This window comes from Kitasatospora sp. NPDC051170 (assembly GCF_044455705.1).
Lineage (GTDB): Bacteria > Actinomycetota > Actinomycetes > Streptomycetales > Streptomycetaceae > Kitasatospora.
The window spans coordinates 116,263-134,916 of record NZ_JBITFA010000014.1; the positions used below are offsets into that span (position 1 = coordinate 116,263).

General features: G+C 72.8%; 13 protein-coding genes. 2 read left to right on the top strand and 11 right to left on the bottom strand.

Annotation, left to right across the window (positions count from 1 at the left end; translation table 11 throughout):
- The 10 genes from ACIBCA_RS27210 to ACIBCA_RS27255 form a co-directional block, all read right to left on the bottom strand.
- Positions 1–1,566, bottom strand: coding sequence for a right-handed parallel beta-helix repeat-containing protein (locus ACIBCA_RS27210; protein WP_396285634.1), 1,566 nt, complete (start codon positions 1,564–1,566; stop codon positions 1–3).
- Between the two features lie 58 nt (positions 1,567–1,624).
- Positions 1,625–3,577 (bottom strand): alginate lyase family protein, encoded by a 1,953-nt coding sequence (locus ACIBCA_RS27215; protein WP_396285635.1) that lies wholly within the window; start codon positions 3,575–3,577, stop codon positions 1,625–1,627.
- Entirely contained in the window at positions 3,574–5,769 is a 2,196-nt protein-coding gene (locus ACIBCA_RS27220) for a bi-domain-containing oxidoreductase (RefSeq protein WP_396285636.1), read from the bottom strand. The genes ACIBCA_RS27215 and ACIBCA_RS27220 overlap by 4 nt, the downstream gene beginning before the upstream one ends.
- 67 nt (positions 5,770–5,836) lie before the next feature.
- Positions 5,837–7,744, bottom strand: a complete 1,908-nt coding sequence (gene asnB / locus ACIBCA_RS27225) for an asparagine synthase (glutamine-hydrolyzing) (protein ID WP_396285637.1) — start codon at positions 7,742–7,744, stop codon at positions 5,837–5,839.
- 3 nt (positions 7,745–7,747) lie between these two features.
- A complete protein-coding gene (locus ACIBCA_RS27230) occupies positions 7,748–9,307 on the bottom strand; it encodes a Wzz/FepE/Etk N-terminal domain-containing protein (protein WP_396285638.1) in 1,560 nt (519 codons plus the stop codon).
- Positions 9,304–10,674, bottom strand: a complete 1,371-nt coding sequence (locus tag ACIBCA_RS27235; RefSeq protein WP_396285639.1) for a Wzz/FepE/Etk N-terminal domain-containing protein — start codon at positions 10,672–10,674, stop codon at positions 9,304–9,306. The genes ACIBCA_RS27230 and ACIBCA_RS27235 overlap by 4 nt, the downstream gene beginning before the upstream one ends.
- Positions 10,671–11,903: a glycosyltransferase family 4 protein gene (locus ACIBCA_RS27240; RefSeq protein WP_396285640.1), complete on the bottom strand. Its 1,233-nt coding sequence runs from the start codon at positions 11,901–11,903 to the stop codon at positions 10,671–10,673. The genes ACIBCA_RS27235 and ACIBCA_RS27240 overlap by 4 nt, the downstream gene beginning before the upstream one ends.
- Positions 11,893–13,218 (bottom strand): nucleotide sugar dehydrogenase, encoded by a 1,326-nt coding sequence (locus ACIBCA_RS27245; RefSeq protein ID WP_396285641.1) that lies wholly within the window; start codon positions 13,216–13,218, stop codon positions 11,893–11,895. The genes ACIBCA_RS27240 and ACIBCA_RS27245 overlap by 11 nt, the downstream gene beginning before the upstream one ends.
- Before the next feature lie 107 nt (positions 13,219–13,325).
- Positions 13,326–14,768, bottom strand: coding sequence for a sugar transferase (locus ACIBCA_RS27250; protein WP_396285642.1), 1,443 nt, complete (start codon positions 14,766–14,768; stop codon positions 13,326–13,328).
- A gap of 560 nt (positions 14,769–15,328) precedes the next feature.
- On the bottom strand, positions 15,329–16,024 hold the full coding sequence (locus tag ACIBCA_RS27255) for a TetR/AcrR family transcriptional regulator (protein ID WP_396285643.1): 696 nt from the start codon (positions 16,022–16,024) through the stop codon (positions 15,329–15,331).
- Positions 16,025–16,099: 75 nt separating this feature from the next.
- Between ACIBCA_RS27255 and ACIBCA_RS27260 the strand changes: the two genes are divergently transcribed.
- Positions 16,100–17,503: an MFS transporter gene (locus ACIBCA_RS27260; RefSeq protein ID WP_396285644.1), complete on the top strand. Its 1,404-nt coding sequence runs from the start codon at positions 16,100–16,102 to the stop codon at positions 17,501–17,503.
- Positions 17,500–17,892: a cupin domain-containing protein gene (locus tag ACIBCA_RS27265; protein ID WP_396285645.1), complete on the top strand. Its 393-nt coding sequence runs from the start codon at positions 17,500–17,502 to the stop codon at positions 17,890–17,892. The genes ACIBCA_RS27260 and ACIBCA_RS27265 overlap by 4 nt, the downstream gene beginning before the upstream one ends.
- Positions 17,893–17,933: 41 nt before the next feature.
- Here the strand turns inward: ACIBCA_RS27265 and ACIBCA_RS27270 are convergent, their stop codons facing one another.
- Complete coding sequence (locus ACIBCA_RS27270) at positions 17,934–18,470, bottom strand: hypothetical protein (protein WP_396285646.1); 537 nt, start codon at positions 18,468–18,470, stop codon at positions 17,934–17,936.
- Positions 18,471–18,654 lie beyond the last annotated feature (184 nt).

The window sequence follows — 18,654 nt, forward strand, 5'->3', positions numbered from 1 at the left end:
TCACCCACCGGCCTTCTGCTGGTAGGTGCTGCCCGCGTCCTGCGCGTAGGGCGCGCCCTGCCACTGGTGGAAGTCGAGGGTGCGGCTCGGGTCGTGGGCGACGAAGGTCCAGGGGCCGGCGTAGGTGTTCCGGTGCCAGTGGTTGTCCTGCGAGCCGGTGATCGCCTCGGCCACCAGCTCGCCCTTGTAGGGCGACCAGTCCGGGTAGGTGCCGTAGTTGGCCAGCACGCCCATCCGGTCGCAGCCCGAGGTGCAGCCGACGACGGACGGGTCCAGCGAGAAGAGGTTGTCGTGGATGTCCACCCGCTGGGTCTTCCACCGGCAGTCGTCGTACAGCGCCCCGGCGGCGATGGACGGCTGGGCGCAGCGCGCGGTCTCCTTCACCAGCAGGGTGCAGTGCCCGGAGGAGGTGTTGGCCGGGCTGTTGCAGAACCGGTCGGCGTTCTCCCACAGGGTGATGCCCGACCAGTTGTCCTCCAGGACGTTGTGGTCGATCTCGATCCGGTCCGTCCGGGCGGGCACGCGCGGCTCGCCGCCGGACTCGGACAGGTAGACGGTCGCGTACGGGAAGGTGTCGCCGCGGTCGGCGGCCCGGCGGCCGTCCACCCAGTTGTTGCGCCGGATGGTGTTGTTGCGGATGACGGCGTTGTAGCTGGTCTCGTAGATCAGGGCGGCGCCGTCGTTGGACTCCAGCAGGTTGTCCTCGATGCGGAAGTCGTTGTCGTCGGTGTCCGCCCACAGCCCGGGCCCGCGGTTGTCGTGCACCCAGTTGCCGAGCACGTCGGCGCGGTTGACGGCCCAGAACTTGGCGCCGCCGGTGCAGCCGCAGCCGGGCTGGCGCTTCTCCCACTGGTCGGTGTCGTTGCCGGTGATCTCGTTGCCCTCGACCAGCAGGTCGCTCAGCGGCCCGCCGGACTTGTACGCGTTCAGGCCCAACTGGCCGTTGTCGCGCAGGCAGTTGGCGCGCACCTTCTGCCGGGCGCCGGCCATCAGCCCGGCGCCGGAGTTGTTCTGGACGACGGAGTGCTCGATCACCCAGCCGTCGGCGGAGTCGTGGTTGACCACGCCCTCGTTCTGGGGGGCGACGAAGCCCTGGACGGTCAGATAGCGGACGGTGACGTCGGTGGCGGGGCCGCCGAAGGCGTACTGGTTGACCTTGTGGCCGTCGAGGACGGCGCCGGGCGCGCCGAGGTAGGTGTCGCCCTCCTTGGGGACGACCTGGGCGTACCGGTCGGCCTCCAGGGAGTGGGTGCCGGGCTTGAGCCAGAAGGTGGTGTGCGGGGGGCTGGCCTTGGTCTTCGCCGTGAGGTCCCCGGTCACCGCCGGGTCGACGAGGACCGCGCCCTCCGGGGGCGTGGCCGGACCGGCCTCCGGCTCGGCGCACACCCGGGCGACGGCCGTCAGCGCGGACGGCGTGGGGAGCCCTGGGGCGGGCGCGGCCGTCGACAGGGAGGACGGCGCCGTCGCCTCCGGCGGGGCGTCCGATCCGCTGGTGCACCCGGTCGCCGCCAGCAGGGCCAGCACCAGCCCCACCGACGCTCCCCACAGCCGCCTTGTCGTACCCAACCCCGTGGCCCTCCCTAGCCGTTGACCTTCGCTGCGTTGAATTTCCGTTGATCGAGTACTAGGTGAACGTCAGTACGGTGACGAACCCCCGCGCGCCCTCCGCCGGGCCGAGGCCCGTGCCGACGAGCGTGGTGGCGGGCACCTTGCGGCCGAAGCCCTCGGAGTACCAGCCCAGCGGAGGCTCGCTCTCGCCCCGGTGCGCCCGCCAGGCCAGCTGCCCGGGCAGGTCGAGCACCGCGGAGCGCTCCTCGCCGTCGACGCTCCAGGTCAGCCGGGCGAGCCCGTCCGACAGTTCGGCGGTGACCTCCGGGCCGAGGTGGAAGGCCAGGCGCACCTGGCCGCCCTCGCCGACCACCTCGTCGGTGATCCGCAACTCCTGCGCGGCGTCGGCGAGTTCGACCCGGCGCCGGTGCGTCGAGGGCTGGTAGCCGTCGTGCTCGGCGCACCAGCGGGCCACGGCCGGGTCGGAGGTGTCGGCGACCAGGACGCGGGTCCTCGCGTGCCTGGTCCACAGGAACGGGCCGCCGGAGACGGACTGGTCCGCGCCGCCGAGCTCCAGGGTGTTGTGGCCCAGCGTGGAGCGGAAGTAGCTGCGCCACTCGGGCTGGCCGTGGTAGCAGTACGTCCCCGGGTCGGCGAGCACCTCGACGCCGTCGTGGCGCACCTCCACGGACAGGGCGTCCGCGTGGCCGTGCGCGGCGATGGACAGGAACCCGTGCGGCCCGCCGTCGCAGCGGCACCAGATCCGGTCGGCCGCGTCGCGCAGGATGGTCATCCCGGCGTCGGGCAGGTGCACGGGCCGGCGCTCCGGGCGGGCCACGCCGGGCCCGTACGGTCGCAGCAGCGCGGCCAGCATCGGGGTGCGGGCGTCGCCGGCCGTCACCTCCGGCCACCAGGGCAGCCGGCCGAACACGGCCTCCCCGGTGGCGAGGAGCGAGGCCCAGCGGTCGGTGCCCGCGCCGTCCACGACCAGGCCGTGCCCGTCGTCCGCGTCGCCCTGGCGCGGGGGCCGCAGCCGGTTGTCGACCACGGCCGCGAGGGCGTCGGTCATCCGCAGCAGCACCAGCCGCACCGTCGTGGGGACGGGCACCTCGGCGGCGTCCGCCTCGGCGAGCGCGGCCAGGCCCAGTTCCAGGACGAGCCCGTGGTACTCGCTGGCCAGCTCCCGGTTGAGGCCGGACAGGAAGGTGTTGGCGCGCAGGTGCCGGTCCAGGGAGCGCAGCGCCTGCCCGCGCCAGCGCTCCGACTCGGGGAACCAGTCGAAGGCGCAGGAGGCGGCGAACTGCCCGGCCGCCTCGGCGATGACGTGGTTGTTCGCGGAGGAGCCCCGGCTGGGGAAGGCGGCCAGCCAGCGCTGGTGGTGCCAGATCTGGTGCAGCGCCGTCGGGTTGGCCTCGAACAGCGCGGCCGCGCCCGGCCAGCCCTCCAGCAGCCGGCGCACCCACACCCAGGACAGCAGCCGGATGCCCAGCTCGATGCCGCTGACCCAGTGCACGCCCTCCAGCGGCGGGTTGACCTTCCACCAGGAGCGCAGGTGGGCGGCCACGCGCTCGGCGTAGCGCTCGTCGCCGGTGACGGCGTACGCGGCGGCGAGCACCGTCAGGTACTGGTGCCGGGAGGGCTCCCAGATCTGCTTGATGTCGCCGACGGTGTCCTCGTCGCGGTAGGGCACGTCGAGGGCGTAGCCGGCGGTGGCGCGGCGGCCGGTCTTGGGGTCGAGCCACCAGTCCGGGTCGGTCATGTCCTCGCGCTCCACGCCGAAGAACTCGGCGCGGCCGTCCATCAGCCGGTCCGCCTCGGCGACCAGCCGTTTGGCGGCGTCCACGGGCACCGCCTCGATCGCCCCGTCGGGCAGCACGGCGGTGAACCGGGCGCCGCTGACGGCCGGGCCCGCCGGCGGGGTCTCGTCGCCCCACCGGCGCCGGCGCAGCGTGTCGCCCACCCGGCCGGCGATCTCCTGCGGCCCCATGGCGGAGAGGCGCCGCAGGTACCAGCCCGCGCTCATGGTCACAGTGACCTCGCCAGGGCCACCGGGGCGCCGGCGGCCAGGCTGGCCTGCACGGCGAGGGTGGCCGCCGTGGTGGCGACCAGGGACTCCAGCGGCACCGGCATCGGCCCGCCGGTGCGCACGGCCTTGACGAAGGAGGCCAGTTCGTTGGACTGGCCCTTGTCCCGGGCCTTGGGCAGCCGGGAGCTGACCCACCGCTTGCGGCCATACACCGAGGCGCGCACGAAGTCGTCCAGCTTGAGCACCTTGCCGTCGGCGAGCAGGTCCAGCGTCTCCTTGGGGAAGGCGGGCGCGCCGGAGGTGACGTAGCTGATGGTGGCCGTGGAGCCGTCCGGGTAGGTCAGCACGATCTGCAGGTCCTCGTTGCCGGACGGGGCGACGGCGTACACCGAGACCGGGTCCGCGCCGAGCAGCCAGCTCGCCGTGTCGATGAAGTGCCCGCCCTCGCCCTCGAAGCGGGAGCCCTCGGTGCCCTGCTGGAGGTACCAGCTGCCGTGCTGGAGGCGGCCCGCGTTGACGAGGTAGCGCAGGCTGGCCGGGCCCGTGCGGGCGCCGAGGCGGGTCTTCGCCTCGCGCAGCAGCGGGGCGAAGCGGCGGTTGAAGCCCACCTGGAGGCGGTCGTTGCCGGATTCCTCCACCGTGGCGAGCACGGAGGCGAGTTCGTCCCCGGTCAGGGCGAGCGGCTTCTCCACGAAGACGGTCTTGCCGGCGAGCAGTGCCTGACGGGTGAGGCTCGCGTGCGAGCTGTGCCGGGTGACCACGAAGACCGCGTCGATCGAGGAGTCCCCGAGGACGGCGTCCAGGTCGGTGGTCGCCTGGGCAAAGCCGAACTTACGCTGGGCGTTGGCCGCCGAGAGCGCCGTGGTGGTGACGACGGTGGACAGCGCCACGCCCTCGCGCTGGGCCAGGTGCGGCAGCAGCATGGAGGAGGCGTAGTTGCCCGCGCCGATGAACGCCAGCCGCACGGGGGACTTGGCCGGGCGGGCCGAAGTGGCTTGCGCGGCCTGGCGCTTGACTGCGTGGATCTCGATCTTCGGGGCCTCCTGCGCCGGCGCCTGCGAATCCGACTCCGCCGGGGCGTAGCGGAACAGCGCGGTGACGGCCTTCAGTTCGCCGTCCTTCAGGCGCCGGTACGTCTCGACTGCGTCCTCGAAGTCGGCGACGTGGGAGATCAGCGGGTCGACGTCGACGCGGCCGCGGGCCATCAGGTCGATGAAGCAGGCGAGGTTGCGCCGCTCCGTCCAGCGCACGTACCCGATCGGGTAGTCGCGGCCCTCCAGCTCGTACGCCGGGTCGTAGCGCCCGGGGCCGTAGGAGCGGGAGAAGCGGACGTCCAGCTCCTTCTCGTAGTACGCGTTCCACGGCAGGTCCAGCCGGCACTTGCCGATGTCGATCACCCGGCCGCGGTCCCGGGCCAGGTGGGCGGCCAGCTCCACGGGCTGGTTGCTGCCGCCGCCGGCCGCCAGGTACACCTGGTCCACGCCGTGGCCGTCGGTCAGCTCCGCGACGGCGTTCTCCACGGCCGCCGAGCCCGGGTCCCCGCAGGCCGCCGCGCCCAGGCGCTCGGCCAGCTCGCAGCGCGAGGGGTCCGGGTCGGCCCCGACCACGCGCACGCCCGCGGCGGTGAGCAGCTGCACGACCAACTGGCCGATCAGCCCGAGGCCGATGACCAGCGCCACCTCGCCGAGCTGCGGCTCGCCCTGGCGCACGCCCTGGAGGGCGATCGAGCCGACGGTGCCGAAGGAGGCGTGCTGCGGCGCGAGGCCGTCCGGGACGGGGGTGTAGAGGTTCTTCGGCACCCAGTTGATCTCGGCGTGCAGCGCGTGCTCGTTGCCGGCGCAGGCCACCAGATCGCCGACCTTCACGTCGTCGACCCCGGCGCCGACCTGCTCCACGACCCCGCACAGCGAGTAGCCCAGCGGCGTGTAGGAGTCGAGCTTGCCCATCACCTTGCGGTACGTGGCGGGCAGGCCGTTGGTGGCCACGCTCTGCATGACCTTGGCCACCTGGTCGGGGCGCGAGCGGGCCTTGCCCACCATCGACATCCCGGCCTCGGAGACCTTCATCATCTCCGTCCCGGTGGAGATCAGGGAGTAGACGGTGCGCACCAGCACCCCGCCCGGCTTGCACCCCGGCACCGGCACCTCGAGCACCGACAGTTCGCCGCTCTTGTAGTTCTGCACAACCTGTTTCACCGGAAGTCCCCTTGTTTCTATGCCGGTTGCTTCAGTTCCGGGATGGCCGGTCTGGCCGGGATGGCCGCTACGCGCCGGTCGCGCCGCGGTACCAGTACTCGAGGGTCAGCACGTGCCACAGGTGCTTGGAGAAGTCCTGCTGCCCGGCGGCGTCCTCGGCCGCGAGCCGCGCCAGCGCCTCGCGGCGCAGGAACCCGGAGCGCACCAGCTCGCCGTCGTTGATCACCTCGCGCACCAGCGGGGCCAGGTCCCGGCTCATCCAGGCGCGCAGCGGGGCGCTGAACAGGCCCTTGGGCCGGTACACGATCTCGCGCGGCAGGATCGAGGTGGCCGCCTCCTTGAGGACGGCCTTGCCCTGGCGGCCGACGATCTTGCGGTCACCGGGGAAGGTGAACGCGGCCCTGACCACCTCGACGTCCACGTACGGCACCCGCACCTCGGTGGAGGCGGCCATGCTGGAGCGGTCGGTGTAGGTGAGGTTCAGGCCCGGCAGGAACATCCGGGCGTCGCCCAGGCACATGCGGTTGACGAAGTCGTCGAGGTCGTTGTCCTCGTAGACGTCCGCGTGCTCGGTCAGCACGTCCTCGACCGCCGGGGCGAGGTCCGGGTTGACCAGGTCGAGCAGCTCGGAGCGGTCGTACATGGTGTAGCTGCGCCGGAACGCCGTCTCCTCCGGCAGGTCGGCGAAGGAGAGGAAGCGCTTGGCGAAGCGCACCGAGCGCAGGCCCCGGTTGGCGGTGGCCACCGGCAACCGGTCCACGGCCGCGGACACGCCCCGGCGCAGGGGGCGCGGGACGCGCTGGTAGCGCAGGGCGAGCCGGTTGGCCAGGTGCTTGCGGTAGCCGGCGAACAGCTCGTCGGCGCCCATCCCGGAGAGCATCACCTTGACCCCGGCCTCGCGGGCGGCCGTGCAGATCAGGAAGGTGTTGATCGCCGCCGGGTCCCCGATCGGCTCGTCCAGGTGGTACGTCATCTGCGGCAGCAGGTCGAGGACGTCCGGGGCGATCTCGATCTCGTGCAGGTCGACGCCGAACTGCTGCGCGACCTGCCGGGCGTAGCGCAGGTCGTCGGGCATGGCCTCGAACTTGGCGTCCTCGGCGCGGAAGCCGATGGTGTACGCGGAGATGCCGGGGTGGTCGCGGGCCGCCAGCGCCGTCAGGTAGCTGGAGTCCAGTCCGCCGGACAGGAAGGTCGCCACGGGGACGTCGGAGAGCAGGTGACGGCGCGTGGACTCCTCGACGATGGCGGCGAGGTCGGGGATCTCGCCGGCCAGGGCGCGCTCCCGGCCCTCGGCGGCGACGTCCCGCAGGTGCCAGAACCGGCCGCGGTCCACCCGGCCGTCGGGGCGCACCCGCAGCCAGCTGCCCGGCGGCAGCTTCTCCGCCTCGCGGTAGGCGCAGCGCGAGTCCGGCACCCAGTAGTAGAGGAGGGAGGCGACCATCGCCGCGTGGTCCACCTCGAGGGAGCCGCCGGTGGCGGCGGCCAGCGCCTTGAGCTCGGAGGCGAAGACCAGGCCCTCGCCGCGCCGGATCAGGAACAGCGGCTTGATGCCGAGCTGGTCGCGGGCGAGCACCAGCTCGCCGGTGCGCTCGTCGAAGACGCCGAAGGCGAACATGCCGCGCAGCCGGGGCAGGCAGTCCGTGCCCCAGCGCCGCCACGCCTCCAGCAGGACCTCGCTGTCGGAGGTGCCGCGGAAGCGCACCCCGGCGGCCTCGAGTTCGGTGCGCAGCTCGGGCGCGTTGTACAGCTCGCCGTTGTAGGTGAGGACGAGTCCGTCGCGGACCATCGGCTGGGCGCCGGTCTCCGACAGGTCGATGATGGACAGCCGCCGGTGGCCCAGGTGCACCTCGCCCTCGGCGAGGGCGTGGCTGTAGCGGCCGGACCCGTCCGGGCCGCGGTGGGCGAGGGTCTCGGTGAGAAGGTCGGTCACGGCCTTCCCGTCCGGCCATCGGTACGTGCCTGCGATGCCGCACATGTCCTACCTCGCCTCCTGGTCACTGTCGTCGTCGGGGACCGCTGCGGTCCACACGGGCTGTCGTTCGGTCAGCCGCGGGGCGGCCCCGTTGAGGCGGGCGGGCGGTTCGCCCCCGCCGCGCGGTGGGGCGGGCGGGCCGTCCCACAGGGTGCCGTCGGTGCGGTCGCGCGGGTCGGGGTCGATCAGCACCACGCCGATCACCTCGATGCGCTGCTCGGCCATCTGGCGCGCCACGGTGTGCAGCCAGGCGGCGCTGCCGTGCCCGGCCCGCACGACCAGCACGGCGCGGGTGCCGAGGTGCTGAAGGTCCGTCCAGGCCGTACCGGGGGCCACCGAGCCGACGGCGAGGCGCAGTTGGCCGGGCTCCGGGCTGTCGGGGGCCTGCGCGGCGCGGACCACCGTGGTGTCCGTGCCCGTGCCCGTGCCCGTTCCCGAGGCCTTCGGGGCCTTGGCCAGCTGGGTGCCGGGCAGGCCGTCGACGAGCAGCACCGGCTGGTCCTTCCGGAGGTCGGCGGCGAGGTCCAGGGCGATCCCGGCGGTGCTGCGCGCGGAGCCCAGCTCCAGCAGGCACACCGTCTCCTCGCCGCCGCGCACCTGACGGGCCAGGGTCGCGGTGAGCCGCTCCCGGGCCTCGCGCACCCGGCGGCGCTGCAAGCGGGCGAGCGGCCCGCGTGGAGTGCGGGGCAGCTCGGTGAGGACGGACGCGCCCAGGTTGGCCGCGATGTCCCGGCGCAGCACCGGACGGTCCGCCACCACCGCGCCGACGGCGGCCAGCGCGATGCCCATGACCAGCCCGAGGACGAGCCCGACGGCGGCGTCCGTGGCGGCGGCCTTCGGCAGGGACGCCTTCACCAGGCGCGGGGCGTCCACGATCTGGGTGCCGGCGACGAGCCGGGGCGTGCCGACCCTCGCCTCGGCGGCGCGCTGCCCGAAGTCGGTGATGCGGGAGGTGAGTTCGGCCCGGCTGGCGAACAGCGTCTCCAGGTTCGGCGAGGTCTTGGCCGCGTTGCCCTGGGAGGCGTCGGTGATGGCCTTGTTGACCTGGTCGAGATCCGCCTTGAGCCGGTCGCGCTGCTCGGTCAGGGCCTTGGACTCGGCCTCCGCGGCCTGCTGGAGCCGGGCCACGTGGTCGGCGACGAACGCCTCGGCCAGCGCCTTGGCCCGGGCCGTCGCCTGGGTCTCGGTCTTGGCCGTGACGGTGATCTGGAGCAGGTTGTTGGTCAGCCCGGTGCCGCTGTACTCCTTGATGAAGTCCTCGGGCTTGTCCGGGGACCCGAGGGCCTTCAGAGCGGTGCCGGCGATGTTGGTGGTCTGGAGCAGGGCCGCGTCGGTCTTGATCAGCGTCCCGGGGTCGTTGGGCTGGTCCGCCGTGTGCTGGACCAGCACGGTGGCCACGGCGGTGGGCGGCGGCGGCTTCAGGACGGCCACGGCCGCGCCGAGCACGAAGCCGACCAGCGCCAGCAGCGTCCACAGGCGGCGGCGCCTGCGCACGGCGACCACCAGCGACTGGAGGTCCAGCAGGGGGGAGGCGGTCGACGGTGGGGAGGCCGTACGGGTGGTCACCGCTCACCGCCTTCGGTCTCCGTAGGTGTTGCGGCGGGCTCCGGGGCGGCCTTCTTCGAGGCGCGGCCGCCCGAGCGCCTCCCCTTGGTGACGACCGGGCCGGCCAGCACCAGGCCCACGACCTCGTGCCCGGCGTCCCCGCAGGCCTCGGTGATGCCGCCGAGCTCGAGGGCCGTCCAGTTGCCCGCGCTGAGCATCACCACGGCGCCGGACTCCTCGTCGTGGTCGGGCACCAGCGGCCTGCCGACCGGCACCTCGACCACCCGCAGCAGCGGGTCGCTCCCCGCCTCGGCGGCGAGCCGCTCGGCGCCCAGGCGGGCCGGCCCGTCCCCCTCGGGGACGAGCAGCAGCAGCCGCCGGGGCGCGGCGAACCGGTCCTTCAGCCGGGCGCACACCCGGCGGTAGCGGATCCGCCGGCCGGCCTCGTCCCCGGAGGCGTGCGGCACCGGCAGGTCCCAGCGCACGTCCAGGGCCAGCACCCGGCGCAGCAGCGCCCCCGGGCCCTTGCCCCCGGGCCGCAGCGCGGCCCGGTCGCCGGGCACGTCGACACTGCCCAGCAGCGAGGTGCCCAGCGCCGCCGTGATCTCGCCCTCGGTGCGTAGCCGCCGGCTCATCCGGGCGGCCGTCAGATGCCCGATGACGGTGAACAGGAAGAAGGAGAGCGCCCCGGCGGCGACGAGCTGCATCCGCGTCGGCGCCGCCTCCCCGGTGGGCCGGGCGGCCGGGCCCATGACCACCATGTTGGCGGACTTGAAGGTGGCCGGGTCCGCCTGGTCCAGCTTCTTGACGGCCTCCTGGAGGGCGGTGCGCAGCTTCGCGAGCTCCGTGCGGGTCTGCACGCTCTCGACCGTCTGCCCCGGGTTGGCGGCGTTGGCCAGGTCGGTGATGCGGTTGTTGGTCTGCTGCACCATCTGCCGCAGCGCCTCGGGCTGCGCCGCCTCCGGGTCGGTGCCGTCGCCGGTGAGCCGTGCCGCGTAGCCGACGAACTGCTTGGCGACCTGGTCGGAGAGCTGCTGGGCGCGCTCCGGGGTGTCGGCCGTGCCCGTGATCTCGATGATGTTCCCGTTCGAGGCCGTGGCGGTCACCTTGTCACGCAGTTGGGTGCCGCCCACCCCGGCCCATTTGAGGGTGGCGGCCGTGCGGTCGATCACCACCGAGCTGGTGGCGATCTGGGCCTGGGTGAGCAGTTCGCGTTCCTGCCACGCCCCCGGCAGCAGCACCGACGCGGAGGTCGTGTACTGCGGCGGGAACAGCAGGGACGTGCCGTAGCCGACGAGTCCGCCCACGACGGCGAGGACGGCGAGGAGCCGCCAGCGCCGCCGGAAGATCCGGCCGATCGTGACCAGGCGTATCGTGTCGTCGCTCAACGGTGCTTCCTGCTCCCGTGGTCACGGCAGGCGGCGGCGTAGGCGTCGAGCAGGGCTTTCTGGGAGTTGCGCCAGGCCAGCGGCCCGTTGATGCGTTCCTGGCCGAGCTTGCCCATCTCGGCGCGCCTGTCCGGGTCGTCCATCAGCTCGGCGATCAGCTCGGCGAAACGGGACTCGTCGTTGGCGGGCGCGTACAGGGCGGCCTCCCCGGCGGAGACCCGCGCCTCCCGCAGGTCGAAGGAGACCATCGGCCGGCCCATGACCATGTACTCCAGGACCTTGTTCATGGTCGACACGTCGTTGAGCGGGTTGAGCGGGTCGGGGGAGAGGCAGACGTCGGCGGAGGACAGGTAGCGCACCAGGTCCGCGTCCGGGACGCGCCCGGTGAACTCCACCTGCTCGGACAGGCCCAGCTCGCGGGAGAGCTCCACCATCGCGTCGAAGGTGTCGCCCCCGCCGACGAACACGGCGTGCCAGTCGGTGCGGCCCACCTCGTCGCGCAGCTTCGCCAGGGCGCGCAGGGCGTAGTCCACGCCGTCCTGCGGGCCCATCACGCCCAGGTAGCACAGCAGATGGGGCTTGCCGCGCTTCAGCTCCGGCTCCGGCGGCACCGGCTGGAACCGCGAGGTGTCGGGGGCGCTGCGCACCACGAACACGTCCTCGGGCCGCTTGCCGCCGCGGCTCTGCGCGACCTCCCGGTAGCTCTCGTTGGTGGCGATCACCACGTCGGCCGCGCGGTAGGTGAATCGTTCCAGCGCGCAGACGGCGCGGTAGAGCGCGTCCTTGCCGCGGTCGAACCGGGACAGGTACAGCTCCGGCACCAGGTCGTGCTGGTCGAAGACGAACCGGGCGCCGCGCCACTTCAGCAGCAGCGCCGGCAGGAACAGCAGGTCCGGCGGGTTGCAGGCGTGGACGACGTCGACCCTGCCGACCCTGAGGGCCAGCCGGGCGGTGTGCCACAGCGCCGTCCCGTACTCCTTCAGGTAGCTGGCGGGGCCGCCGGTGGCGGCCTGCAACGGGTAGCGGTGGATGCGCACCCCGTCGATCACCGCCTCGGGCTCGGTGTCCCGCTTGCTGCCCTGGGGGCAGATCACGTCCACCGTCCAGCCCGCTTCGCGTAGCGTCCTGCACTCCTGCCACACCCGCCGGTCGAAGGGCACCGACAGGTTCTCCACCAGGATCAGCGCGCGGCGTCCGCGCCCGCCGCGGCCGGTCTTTTCACCAAGCAAGGCCGATGTACCCCGGTTCGGTCCGGCGCGTGTCCGCGTCGGGAAGGCGGATGAGGTCGACGATCAGCGGGCCGTCACCGTGGGGCAGGGCCGACAGCACGGCCGGCTCCCTGGTGCCCACCACCGCCACCTCGGCGTGGTCGAGCACCTCCTCGACGGACTCCGCGAGCAGCTGCGCCAGGTGCGGCAGCCGGGTCTCGATGTACTCGCGGTTCGCGCCGAGCAGCCGGGACAGGCTCACGTTCGGGTCGTAGATCCGCAGGTCGTAGCCCTTGCCGAAGAGCCGCTCGGCGAGCTCGACGAGCGGGCTCTCGCGCAGGTCGTCGGTGCCGGGCTTGAAGGAGAGGCCGAACAGGCCCACCTTGCGCTTGCCGGTGCCCTCGATCAGCTCCACCGCGCGCTGGAGGTGGTCGGCGTTGGAGGGCAGCACGTGCGAGAGGATCGGCACCGAGACGTCGGCCCGCCGCGCCGCGTGGACGAGGCTGCGCAGGTCCTTGGGCAGGCAGGAGCCGCCGAAGGCGAAACCGGGGCGCAGGTAGGCGGGGCTGATGTTGAGCTTGCGGTCGGCGAGGAAGACGTCGATCACCTGGTGCGAGTCCACCCCGAGGGCCTGGCAGACGGCGCCCAGCTCGTTGGCGAAGCCGATCTTGAGGCCGTGGAAGGCGTTGTCCGCGTACTTGATCGCCTCGGCCACCGGAACGGGCACCCGGAACACCTCGCCGGGCAGGCCCTCGTACAGCGCGGCGACCACGTCTCCGCTGGCCGCGTCCAGCTCGCCGATGACGGTCTTCGGCGGGTCGAAGAAGTCCCGCACGCTGGTGCCCTCGCGCAGGAACTCCGGGTTGACCGCCACCCCGATGTCCACCCCGGCGGTGCCGCCCAGGTGCTTCTCCAGGATCGGCACCAGCAGGTCCAGGCAGGTGCCCGGCAGCATGGTGCTGCGGAAGACCACGGTGTGCCGCTCGCCGCGCCCGGCCTTCTCCGCCGCCGCCGCGCCGATCTGCTCGGCGACCCGCTCCAGGTAGGTGGTGCACAGGCTGCCGTTCGCCTCCGAGGGCGTGCCCACGCAGACCAGCGACACGTCGGTGCCCAGCACCGCCTCGCGGACGTCGACGGTGGCGCGCAGCGCACCCGAGGCGACGACCTCGGCGATCATCTCGCCGATCCGCTCCTCGACCACCGGGGCCTTGCCGTCGTTGACCAGGTCGACCTTCACCGGGTTGACGTCCACCCCGATGACCTCGTGACCCAGGCTCGCCAGGCAGGCCGCCGACACGCACCCCACGTAGCCCAGACCTAAGACGCTGACCCGCATGATCCGTCCCTCCCCTCGGGCCGGCCCCGGTGGCCGGCTCGCACCCCTTGCGCCTCTTGCTCGTCCTGCTTGTTTTGCACGTCCTGCACGTTCTGCTCGTCCCGCATTCAGTACGCCCCCTGCCCCTGGAGGACCGCCCGCAGCGTCTTCCAGAGGATCACCGCGTCCAGGGCCAGCGACCAGTCCTCGACGTACCGCAGGTCGAGGCGCACGGCCTCCTCCCACGGCAGGTCGCTGCGCCCGCTGATCTGCCACAGGCCCGTGAGCCCGGGCTTGACGAGCAGCCGCCGCTTGATGTCCGGCCCGTACGCGGCCGTCTCCTCCGGCAGCGGGGGCCGGGGGCCGACGAGCGACATCGAACCGGCCAACACGTTGAACAGCTGCGGGAGTTCGTCCAGCGAGTACCGCCGCAGCACCCCGCCCACCCTGGTCACCCGGGGATCGCGGCGGAGCTTGAACAGCAGGCCCGCGCCCTCGTTTCGGTCGGTCAGTTCGGCGCGCTTGCGGTCCGCCCCGACGACCATCGTGCGGAACTTCACCAGCGTGAACTGCCGTCCGTCCTTGCCCACCCGGTGCTGGCGGTAGAACGCCCCGCCCCTGCTGTCCATCAGGACGAGCAGCCCGACGGCCAGCATCAGCGGCGAGAACACCACCAGCAGGACCGCGGCGCCGAGCCGGTCCACGACCGCCTTGACCGCCCGGGGCCCGCCGGTGAAGGCCGGCATGGACACCCGCAGCATCGGGATGCCGAGGACGGCGTCCACGTGCAGCCGGGGCCCGGCCACCTCCATCAGCACGGGCGCCACGACCATCTCGGCGTCCCCGCCCTCCAGGTTCCAGGCCAGCCGCTGAAGCCGGTCCGGCGACCAGTACGGGTCGGGGGTGATCGCGACGACCCGGTAGCCGTCGCGGTGCACGTGGCCCGCCACGTCCGTGAGCCGGCCGACCACCGGAACGCCGTCCAGCCGGTCGCCGTTGGGCCCCAGCCCGTACGGCGTGCACACCGCCTCCACCCGCCAGCCCAGGTGAGGGAACTTGCGGGTGCGGGCGATCAGGTCGCGCAGGGTGGCGGGGCTCCCGGCGGCGAGCACCGGGCGCAGGCACCGCCCCTCCTTGCGCTGCTTGTGCAGCGCGAGCCGCAGCAGATAGCGCTCGGTCATGGTGACCAGCGTGATCGCCGGGATCGCGACGAAGATCCAGAGCTTGATGTTGGTCGACGTGAGGGCGATCCCGCCCAGCGACAGCACCACGGCCGCCGTGAACAGGGACCGTCCGAGCCTGCGGAACTCCTCGGCGCCCTGCCCGAGCACCGCCGGGGCCCACGCCCGGGTGGTCGTCAGCGCCACCAGCACCAGAACCTCGGTGCCGAAGGCGAGGATTCCCCACTTCTCGTGCCAGTTGGCCGCGTCCCTGACCCCGAAGAAGCCGCCGATCGCCGCCACCACGAAGGCGGTGGCCACCGTGTCGCTCACGATCACGGTCCGGCGGTACTGCTGCTCCCAGTCCAGCGCGTCCCGGTCGATCGCCCCCTGCGTCCGGTGCCGTCGCACCGGTTGCAACGGGGCCGATAACTCGGCTTCCCCCTGCTCGACAGCCCCTTCGAGGTCGTCAGCGGGTTCGACGTGTTCGCTCCACACGATTCCTCCCCCCAGGAAGGCTCGCGCCTTCCGTCCCTGATGCCTCCCCTGGGGAGGCCCCACCTCCCGTGCCGCACCGTTCCTGCAGCCGTCGCGCCGCACCCGGAACGCTGCTCCCGGGAATGGCGAATCGGCGGTCGTCGCTAAAGCCGCTATTGCCGCGTGACGTGGACACCCCGCCCGGGCGCCGAGAAATGATCGTCCCCACCGCGCGCCTGAGGGCGTGTCAACACACCGCCCCCGGCGCCGAACCCGCAGATCACCACTCGTCGCCCCTCGTCCAACCGTGCGAGGCGGAATCAATGTAGAGCATCCGGACCACCCGAAGAGGTGGATGTGTGAAACGCATGGTCGAGATTTGAAGATTGGCCTACCGCTTGTTACCGGGGGAGGGGGCGGCCGGGGCCGTGACAGGTGGGATGACCTGTGACGACACCTCTCTTCCGGGGCTGTGGAGGTGATGTGTCGAAGCGTCAGGAAACCGCCAGGAGTCCGTACACGAGGGCCCTCAGGCCCTGACGGTAGGTGTCCTCGGCCGTGATTTCGGCCCAGTCGGCCGCGACCCGGGCCAAACACGGGAACTCGTGTGCGTCGAGATCGGCGAAAACTCGCTCCCTGTACGTTCGATGGCCGCTGTCCGCGCGCCGCCGGCCGGCCGTCGCCCGGATCATGATCTCCCCGGCCGTGTAGTACCAGATCGCGCGGTACCCGTGGACGGCCCGCTCGGGGGTCAGGCCGCAGGCGAGCAGGCCCTCGACGATCTGTTCGACGAACCAGAGCGAGGCGGTGGACATCAGGTCGTCGGCGGTCAGCACCTCGACGATCCAGGGGCAGCCGGCCAGCGCGTCGTGGATCGCCGTCGCGGCCAGCAGCACCCGCTCCTGCGGGTCGGCCGGCAGCTCGGGGCGGCGCAGGTTCCGCCGGGCGTAGTCGTCGAGGAGCAGGACGAGCAACTCGTCCTTGTCGCGCACGTGGTGGTACAGCGCCATCGGGGTGCTGCCGACCTCCGTCGCGAGCCGGCGCATCGTCAGCTTGGCCACGCCCTCCTCGGTCACGACCCGGCGCGCGGCGTCGAGGACCTGGTCGAGCGAGATCCGGGGCGGGCGGCCGGGGGACTTGCGGGGCGCTCTGCGCTGCTCTTCGCGGGGCTCTTCGTGCTGCTCGGGCATGGACCCATCATCCCCCGGGCGCTCTTCCCGCCTCTCGCTCGACAGGGGGCGCTGCCGCGCGCTACGTTGCTATACATGTACAGAAACTCCCGAGGGCGCCCCGCCGTGGTGCTCGCGGCGGTCGCCGTCGCCCAGTTCGTCTTCGCCCTCGACCAGTCGGTCGTCAACGTCGCCCTGCCCGCCGTCCGCACCGCACTCGGTTTCGCCCCCCTCGACCTCTCCTGGGTCGTCCACGTCTACGCACTCACCTTCGGCGGAGCCCTCCTGCTCGGCGGCCGCGCCTGCGACCTGTACGGGCGGCGCAGGTTACTCACCCTCGGCCTCGCCCTCTTCGCCGTCTGCTCCCTCGCCGGCGGCCTCGCCCAGGCACCCTGGCAGCTCATCGCCGCCCGCGCCGGACAGGGCCTCGGCGCCGCGGCCGCCGCCCCCGCCGCGCTCTCCCTGCTCACCGCCACCTTCCCCGAGGGGCGCAGCCGGGTGCGCGCCCTCGGCGTGTGGAGCGCGGTCAACGCCGCGGGCGGCGCCCTCGGCGTACTCGCGGGCGGACTCCTCACCCAGTACGCCGGGTGGCGCTGGGTGATGCTCGTCAACCTGCCCATCGTCGCCGCCGCCCTCGTGCTGACGGCCGCCGGCGTACCCGCCGACGCGCGGGCCGCGCGCCGGGAGCGCCTGGACGTGCCCGGCGCACTCCTCGCCACCGGCGGCTGCGCCCTGCTGGTCCTCGGCGTCGTCCGCGCCGACCGCCTCGGCTGGGGCTCCCCGGCCACGCTGCTCACCCTGGCCGTCGCCCTGTCCTCGCTCGCCGGCTTCGTCCTCGTCGAGTCCCGCAGCTCCGCACCCCTGCTACGGCTGGGACTCCTGCGCAGCCGGTGGGTCGCCGGGGCCAACGTCCTGGTGTTCCTGGCGGCCGCAGGCCAGTTCGCCGCCTTCTACTTCGTCTCCCTCTATATGCAGCAGGTCCTCGGCATGGGCGCGGCCGCGACCGGCTCCGCGTTCCTCCCCTTCTCCGCGGGCGTCGTCGTCGGCACCGTCATCGCCACCCGCGTCACCACCACCCGAGGCCCCCGCGCCTGCCTCATCGCCGGCGCCCTCCTCGCCACCGCGGGCCTCGCCTGGTTCGCCCGCCTCAGCCCCGACGGCACCTTCCTCACCGATGTCCTCGGCCCCTCCGCCGTCACCAGCATCGGCCTCGGCCTCCTCCTCGCCCCCGTCGCCGCCGCCGCGACCACCGGCGTCACCCCGGCCGAAGCCGGCACCGCCTCCGGCCTGCTCAACAGCTCCCGCCAACTCGGCGGCTGCATCGGCCTGGCCGCCCTCGCCACCGTCGCCGCCCAGCGAACCGGCGGCGCCACCGACACCGCCGCGCTCGGCGACGGCTACGCCGCGGGCCTCACAGGCGGGGCCTGCCTGTTCCTGCTCGCCACGGCCGTCGCCGTCCTCGCCCTGCCCTCACGCCGCGCTGAAAGGAACCCCTCATGACCACCTCCTCCTTCTCCCTCTTCACCTCAGCCCTCCACTTCCACCCCGACGGCCACGTCCACGCCGCCGAACGGAAGATGACCACCAGCCCCACCGGCGCCTGGCAGATCGGCACCTTCCACGTCGAGACCGACGCCGACGTCCACGCCGACCACTGGGAGATGCACCCCCACGCCGAAGAAGCCGTCTGCTGCCTCACCGGCTCCCTCCGCCTCTACCTCCGCCCCACCCGCCCCGACACCCCCGAAGAGATGCACCACCTCACCCCCGGCACCGCCGTCATCGTCCCCCGCGGCCGCTGGCACCGCCTCGAACTCGACACCCCCAGCGACCTGATGTCCATCACCCTCCGCGAAGGCACCCGCCTCGAAAAGCGCCCCACCCCCTGACCCTCCCCGCTGCCCGCCCCGCGGCCTACCGCCTCCGCGCCTCAGTGGCCGGGGGAGGGCAGGGCGAGCGCCCGGCGGCGGACCTCGGCGGCCTTGTCGGTGTCGCTGCCGGTGATCGCGCCGACTCCGGCGGGTGCGGGCTGTCCGTCGGTGGCCACCGCGAGGAAGGCGCTGTGCGGGTTGGCCTTGGCAGCGGTGTCCAGTGCCTGGGCGAAGGTGGGCCCGACCGCGACGATCAGAGCGCAGTGCTGGGCGGCGAGTCCGGCGAGGTACGGCAGCGCCTGATCGGCGGTGGAGGCCGGAACGAAGAGCCGCTGGACGTTCAACTGGCTCTGCCGAGATGCCTCTTGGAGTGACGTCCAGATCGTGTTCGTGTCGGTTCGCCCGTCGGCCTCGGTGGTTTCGCCCGTCAGGCAGACGGTGGGACGCCCGGCGATGTTCGAGGGCGTGATCGGGGCGGGCCGGTCGTTCCCGGAGTCGTTCCACCCGAGGGCGAGCAACCCGGCGGCGGCACCCACTGCCAGTGCTGAGCCGAGGCCGACGGTCCAGCGAGTACGTGGACGGACGGGGAACGTCATCGCGGTCTGCTCCTCGCGCGTGGTGGTCGGTCGGCGGGGTTCGGTGGGCGCCCCAAGTCTTGCTCAGTGGTTTCGCTCGGAAGGTAAAGACTATGAAAAGAATCTGAAGATCATATGAGGAAATCATGGGATATCTTTCCATCTATTGACCAAGCGATCGTCAACTCCGCTCTGTACCCGCCAG

Coding starts and splice junctions, on each gene's coding strand:
- asnB (WP_396285637.1), bottom strand. CDS start 7,744: ATGTGCGGCATCGCAGGCACGTACCGATGGCCGGACGGGAAGGCCGTG.
- ACIBCA_RS27255 (WP_396285643.1), bottom strand. CDS start 16,024: ATGCCCGAGCAGCACGAAGAGCCCCGCGAAGAGCAGCGCAGAGCGCCC.
- ACIBCA_RS27260 (WP_396285644.1), top strand. CDS start 16,100: ATGTACAGAAACTCCCGAGGGCGCCCCGCCGTGGTGCTCGCGGCGGTC.
- ACIBCA_RS27270 (WP_396285646.1), bottom strand. CDS start 18,470: ATGACGTTCCCCGTCCGTCCACGTACTCGCTGGACCGTCGGCCTCGGC.
- ACIBCA_RS27245 (WP_396285641.1), bottom strand. CDS start 13,218: ATGCGGGTCAGCGTCTTAGGTCTGGGCTACGTGGGGTGCGTGTCGGCG.
- ACIBCA_RS27265 (WP_396285645.1), top strand. CDS start 17,500: ATGACCACCTCCTCCTTCTCCCTCTTCACCTCAGCCCTCCACTTCCAC.